Genomic DNA, 5,780 nt, shown 5'->3' with positions numbered 1-5,780 from the left:
CGGAGAGATCCCCGTGAACAGCTGATGCGCCAGCACCGCCTGATTGACCATGATCGCCACAGCCGGATCATGCCACCTGCCAGACACGACGCCTCACCCGCTATCACGCACCAACTCGTTAAGGGCTGTCCCGCAACGGACTTGGAACAGGGCTGCTTGAGCCCGGCCAGGCCGGTGCAGGCGGATACTGTGGAGCGGCGCATCGGCGGTCTTGGGGGGACGAGTGGGACGTAGCAGGCTGCCTGTGGAGAACGCAGGCAATGGCGATCTCTGTATCTTCATCGAGCCGTACGGTGAGGACTTCTATCTGAAGCCCGGGGAGGTCTTCACGGTCGCGCCTGAAGCCGAGGGGATCGATGTCTGGTTCTCCACCCTTATCTGGGAGGGAGGCATCACGGTGTGGCCTTATGAGGACGGCGATCCGACCAAGATTGTCCTGGAGTACACAGTGACTGACGCCAACGGAACCCGGCTGGAGTGCGGTCACCAGAGGCCCCCGAAGCCTGGTGGCTCTGACGCGGCTGAGCTGGGTTGACCCTCGTGGTCACTGGGTCAGGGCAAGATTCTGCAGCTGGGCGATGCCCAGCATGGCGTGGTGGACGCCGGCGCCTCTGAGGCGGCAGTCACGGAGAATCTTCCACGTCTTCATACGGGCGCAGACGTGCTCGACGCGCGCTCGGACCTGTCTGTGAGACCTGTTGTGCTCTTCCTTCCAGGGCGTGAGTTCGGCCTGCCCGCGCTCGCGGCGGTGGGGAATTACGAGACCGGTCCCTGGATAGCCGCCATCGGCAATCGTGGCTGTGCCACCGACGGCGGCCTTGGCGCCGGACTCCTCCCAGGCCTTGCAGTCGTTGCGGTTTCCGGGCAGCGGCCGGCCGACGACTACGACCCGTCGGGTGTCCGCATCGATGACCACCTGGTGGTTCGTGGAGTAGCGGTAGTTCTTGGATCGCTGGGCGAGGGTGTGATCGCGAGTGGGCACGAGCGTGCCATCCACGATGAGAACCGTGCCCTTGCGGAAGCGTTGCCGCTGGATCAATGCCAGACGCGGCCCCAGGTCATCGACTACGCGGTCGACCGTGGACTTCGAAGCGCCGAACAAGAGCGCGAGCTGCCGCATCGTCAGGTTGGTCCGCCAGTACGCAGTGACCAGCAGCACGCGGTCCTCGAAGCAAAGCGTCCAGGGACGTCCCGGGCGCGCTACATGTGCACCTCGACGGCGCAGAGCAGTGACCAACTTGCTGAACTGTCGAGGGGTGAGACCGCTGAACGGACGTATCCAGGACGGCTCAGACGCAGTGATCACAACAGCCACGGGGCGATCGTCCCACCCACGAACACCGTTGCGGGACAGCCCTTACGAGCTCGTGCATATTTGGCGGTAGCGCGTCGAAACCGTGATCGTTGATCATGGTTGGTGTGGTGGGGAACCGAGCGCGTGCAGCGATCATCCGAAGCCAGCGGATCACCGGGCTGACACACGAGGTGATCGCTGAACTCGTCGCTGAGGTCGGGCCATTGTGGCTTGCGCGGCACCAAGCCGGCCTGACTGCACGGCCCCGCCGCAGGGCCGTGGGGGCCGGGGCGAAGCACAAACTGGTCTTCGTGGACCGGCTGTTGCACACTGGTCAGCCTCCGCCACGGCGCCACGCACGATGTAGTTTCTCGGTGAGCTGGGGTGATCGGTGGGCATGCTCGGGGCGTTCCGAGAGCCCCTGCCGTTGTCGAGGTGTCCGTTGTCGCTCCGTCCTCGTTCCGGTGAGCAAGTCCCGCCTCTGACCGTGCAGATCGCGCGGGCGAGCAACCCGGATGGTACGGCGGCGATGTGGGTGAGAGACCGCCTGGACGGGCTATGGCGTGACGAGGACTTCGCGGGCTGGTATCCGCGTGACGGGCGTCCGGGTCTCTCGCCCGCCCAGCTGGCCACCGTCTGTGTGCTGCAGTTCGTGCTCGGTCTGTCGGACCGGCAGGCCGCCGAGGCGGTGCGGTGCCGCATCGACTTCAAGTACGCCATGGCCATGGAGCTGGACGATCCCGGCTTCCACCACAGCGTGCTGGCCGACTTCCGCGACCGTCTCACTGAGGGCGACCGCGCCGACCGCCTCCTCGACCTCGCCCTGGGCGCGCCTCAAGGAGGCCGGCCTGGTGCGCGAGCGCACCACACAACGCACCGACTCCACCCACGTCCTGGCCGCGGTCCGCGACCTGACCCGGCTGGAACTGATCACCGAAGCGGTCCGCGCAGCGCTGGAGGAAGTCGCCGGTACCGCCCCGCACCTGCTGGACGAGGTGGTCGATGAGGACTGGGGGCGCCGTTACGGCCGTCCGGTCCGCCTGGGCAAGAACCCCACCAGGCCCAAGACCAGGATCCTCGCCACCGGCAACGACGCCATCCGGCTCCTGGAACATCTCCACCAGCATGGTGGAGACCGCGCGTTCGGCCCTCGTGTCCAGGCCCTGCGCCAGATCCTGGTGCAGAACTACCACCGCGACGCCGCAGGCCGCTTGCGCTGGCGCGCCGCCGAGTCGGAAGACGGCCCCGGGCTGCCACCCTCGTCCCGGGCGATCGTCTCGCCCTACGACACCTCAGCCCGCTACGCACGGCACGGGCACATCATCAGCTGGAAGGGGTTCTCCGCCCATCTCACGGAGACGTGCGCCCCCGACGGCCCCAACGTGATCACCGACGTGGCCACTACCGCGGCCACTACCCACGACAGCAAGGTCCTGCCCGGCATCCACACTCGCCTGCACCGTCGCGGACTGCTGCCCGCCGAGCACCTGGTCGACGCTGGCTACACCTCCCTGCCCCATCTTGCGCAAGCCGCACGCGATCACCAGGTCACCGTCTCCGGGCCGCTCAAGGCCAACCCCACCCGGCAGCACCGCCGGGGTGAAGGCTTCGCCCGCGACGACTTCCACATCGACTACGACCGACAGCAGGTCACCTGCCCCAGGGGCAGGTCAGCCAGGGCTGGCACGGCCCCTACCCGACCTCCTCACCCACCGCGGCCCCGCTGATCGTCGCCCGGTTCACCAAGAGCCAGTGCCACCCCTGCCCGGCCCGCGCCCATTGCACCACCTCCCGCGACAGCCACCGCACCGTCGGCTTTCCGCCGCGAGAACTCCGCGACCTGCAACTCCGCGTCCGCGCAGAGCAACAGACACCTGAGTGGAAGACCCGCTACGCGGTCCGCTCCGGAGTAGATGGAACAGTCAACGAGTTCGCCCACGGACACGGCATGCGCCGATGCCGCTACCGAGGGCAGGGCAAGGTCCATCTCCAGCACGTCCTGACCGCCATCGCCATCAACATCGAGCGCCTCAGCGGTCTCCCACCGACCGAGGAAGCACCCCCTCCCCGCCGACCGACCGCCTTCCAGACCTACCTCGATCAGCACGAGATCCCCCGGCTGAAGTCCTGGCGAACCCTGAGCACCTGACCCGGCAACTCCAAGATCCCCGACAGAATCAAGCTCAAAGAGCGTTTTGTCCCGGCGAGGGCGTTTGGTAAGTCGCGGCAGGTCGGGGGTTAGCGGCTGTGCGCCGTGAGCGTGTGAGGATGCGCTCGTGGATTGCGATGTGTGTGGCGGGGCGATGTGGCGATGGCCGGTGCCCTCGACTGCGTGGCAGGAGGAAATCTGGTCCTGCTCTTGGTGCTACGCCGCCACGCATGTGGGTGGTGAGTGGTTCGAGATCGCACGACCGCCGTACCTGCCGGTGGAGACGCGCTGGGAGAAGGCCGTTGCGGACGGTCTTCCTGCTGACATCTCCCACGCCTTCGGAGCCTTCGGCAGGACCCTGTGCGGGATCCGGATGGCCGGCATGTCGCCGTCTGACCACTGGTGGTTGCCGGAGCGGGAACATGCCTGCAGCGCCTGCCGTGAAGCGGCGGTGGTCATCGATGGGCGCTGGCCGCAGGCGATGCGGGGCGAAGGTGCCCGGGTGACCGTGGCTCGACCGGCCCACGGATAGGCGGTGCTCGAGCTCTGCCAGCGCCGAATGGCGGCTACGAGTACTTCCAGTTCGGTGTGGATTCTCGGGTGAGTCGCCGGCTCATGAGATTGATTATCGCGACGTGGATTATGGCCTCGGAGCGGTGCGGGTGGGCCTCGTAGTCGCGGGCCAGGCGGCGGTGGTTCATCAGCCAGCCGAAGGTCCGCTCGACGACCCAACGTCGGGGAATCACCTTGAATCCCTTGACGCCGGGATCCCGTTGGACAACTTAGACATCGATGCCGAGGCCTGCGCCATGGTCGATGACCTTCGTTCGGTATCCGGTGTCGGCCCAGGCCTTGGTCACGCGGGGGTTCTCGTCAGCGATGCGGGACAGTACGTGGATGCCGCCGGCGTTGTCGGAAACGCTCGCCGCACTCACCCAGACGGCGAGCAGGAGGCCGAGGGTATCGACACCGAGATGACGCTTGCGACCTGCGATCTTCTTGCCGGCATCGATGCCTTGGCCGGCCGCGGGCATGTTGGCGGAGGTCTTGACGCTCTGTGCGTCCAGCACGCAGGCACTCGGCTCGGCATTGCGGCCTTCAGCCTCGCGGACCAGGCGACGCAACAGGCCGTTGAGTTGCTCGAAGATCCCCTCCTTCTGCCAGGCGGCGAAGTACCCGTACACCGTTTCCCATGGGGCGAAGTCGTGAGAGAGGTAGCGCCACGGGATCCCGGTGCGGTCGACGTACAAGATGGCGTCCAGATCCGGCGCAGATCGTGCTCGGGCGGGCGCCCGATGTCCAGGCCCTTGCCTCTTCGCTCGGTCCGCCAGGCCGACAGAGTGGGTTCCGGCAGTTCCCAGCGGGCGTCGGACAGATCGCTGGGATAACGGCGGTGTCGCTTCATGTTTCGGTAGTACCGACGGACACGGCGTCTTCCCAGGGCGCAAACGGAGCCAAGCGGGGGCGCCTTGGGATCAGACAGGAGCGAGCTGGCGGAAACGGACTGATTCACAATGCCCGGTGTCACATGAGATGCATCGAGCCACATTCCACCCGGCAACCCCAGACCAGCCCACCCCATAAAGAACCATCAAACACTCTTGCTGGGACAAAACGCTCTTTCAGACCGTGTTTGAGATCTGCCGTCTCCCGTTGCCAAGGCGGTCGTTGAATCCTCTGAGGTATCGCCCGCTGGCCCTTCCGCTGCGGTCGGGTCTGAGGCTCTGTGGCAGATCTCAAACGCCGTCTCACGGCTAGAGTTCGCCCCTTTCACTTCCTGGGTTGGTGCGGTCCCGATGAAGCTGTCGGATTGAACGGTCTTTCTGAGGTCTGTGGTGTGGCAGCCGCGACAGGTGATGGCTTGTCCGAGTGATCTGTCCGCCTGCTGGGAGTTGAGCGAGCCGGTGGCTGGTGGCCTGGTGAGCCAAGCGCTCACGCTCATGGCCTGGCCGAACAGGCCGCCGCCAGCTGAGTCGGGCGCCAACGGGAGGGGCCGCCTGACAACCAGCCGAAACCCAGAGCCGGCATGGCTGGAGGGACGTGATCCATCGCCGCAGGCGGCGCGCAAAGCACTCTTGACGGGACAGGCCGGCCTTCATCACGATCAGGTGGGCGGCCTCGCGCAGTGCTCACGTCTCGCTTCATTCCTCGCGCTGCGGCAGCCCTGACGGGCTGCCGCAGCGACCAAGTGAGTCGCGCGCTCTCCCGGTGGGGTCTGCCGCACAATCGGGTGACGTCTTGACCTGCCCCACCGCTCAGGTTCCAGTTCTGCTGGCTAACTGTCGGCCTTCACGAAAGGCTGCCGGACATGTCCCGCGCCTACCCCGCTGAGTTCCG

Annotated in this window: 4 protein-coding genes and 2 pseudogenes; 4 read left to right on the top strand and 2 right to left on the bottom strand. The window is 66.4% G+C overall.

What is annotated here, in order from left to right; genetic code table 11:
* Positions 1 to 244 precede the first annotated feature (244 nt).
* Positions 245 to 535, top strand: a complete 291-nt coding sequence (locus ACIQMR_RS38120; RefSeq protein WP_401397714.1) for a hypothetical protein — start codon at positions 245 to 247, stop codon at positions 533 to 535.
* Positions 536 to 544: 9 nt separating this feature from the next.
* On the opposite strand, the gene ACIQMR_RS38115 is transcribed toward ACIQMR_RS38120, so the two are convergent.
* On the bottom strand, positions 545 to 1,315 hold the full coding sequence (locus ACIQMR_RS38115) for a transposase (protein WP_401397711.1): 771 nt from the start codon (positions 1,313 to 1,315) through the stop codon (positions 545 to 547).
* Positions 1,316 to 1,691: 376 nt separating this feature from the next.
* Here ACIQMR_RS38115 and ACIQMR_RS38110 point away from each other — a divergent pair.
* From ACIQMR_RS38110 to ACIQMR_RS38100, 3 genes and pseudogenes are all read left to right on the top strand, one after another.
* Positions 1,692 to 2,051: pseudogene (locus ACIQMR_RS38110) on the top strand (transposase); the annotation flags it as partial.
* A 94-nt stretch (positions 2,052 to 2,145) separates the two neighbouring features.
* Complete coding sequence (locus ACIQMR_RS38105; protein WP_401397708.1) at positions 2,146 to 3,021, top strand: hypothetical protein; 876 nt, start codon at positions 2,146 to 2,148, stop codon at positions 3,019 to 3,021.
* A complete protein-coding gene (locus tag ACIQMR_RS38100; protein ID WP_401397717.1) occupies positions 2,949 to 3,443 on the top strand; it encodes a transposase in 495 nt (164 codons plus the stop codon). Before ACIQMR_RS38105 ends, ACIQMR_RS38100 begins: the two co-directional genes overlap by 73 nt.
* Positions 3,444 to 4,009: 566 nt before the next feature.
* On the opposite strand, the pseudogene ACIQMR_RS38095 reads toward ACIQMR_RS38100, so the two are convergent.
* A pseudogene (locus ACIQMR_RS38095) lies at positions 4,010 to 4,848 on the bottom strand (IS5 family transposase).
* Positions 4,849 to 5,780 lie beyond the last annotated feature (932 nt).

Source organism: Streptomyces sp. NPDC091376, assembly GCF_044757085.1.
Classification (GTDB): domain Bacteria; phylum Actinomycetota; class Actinomycetes; order Streptomycetales; family Streptomycetaceae; genus Streptomyces; species Streptomyces pratisoli.
The sequence above is the reverse complement of the archived record's forward strand: the minus strand, read 5'-3'. Positions and strand labels throughout refer to the sequence as shown.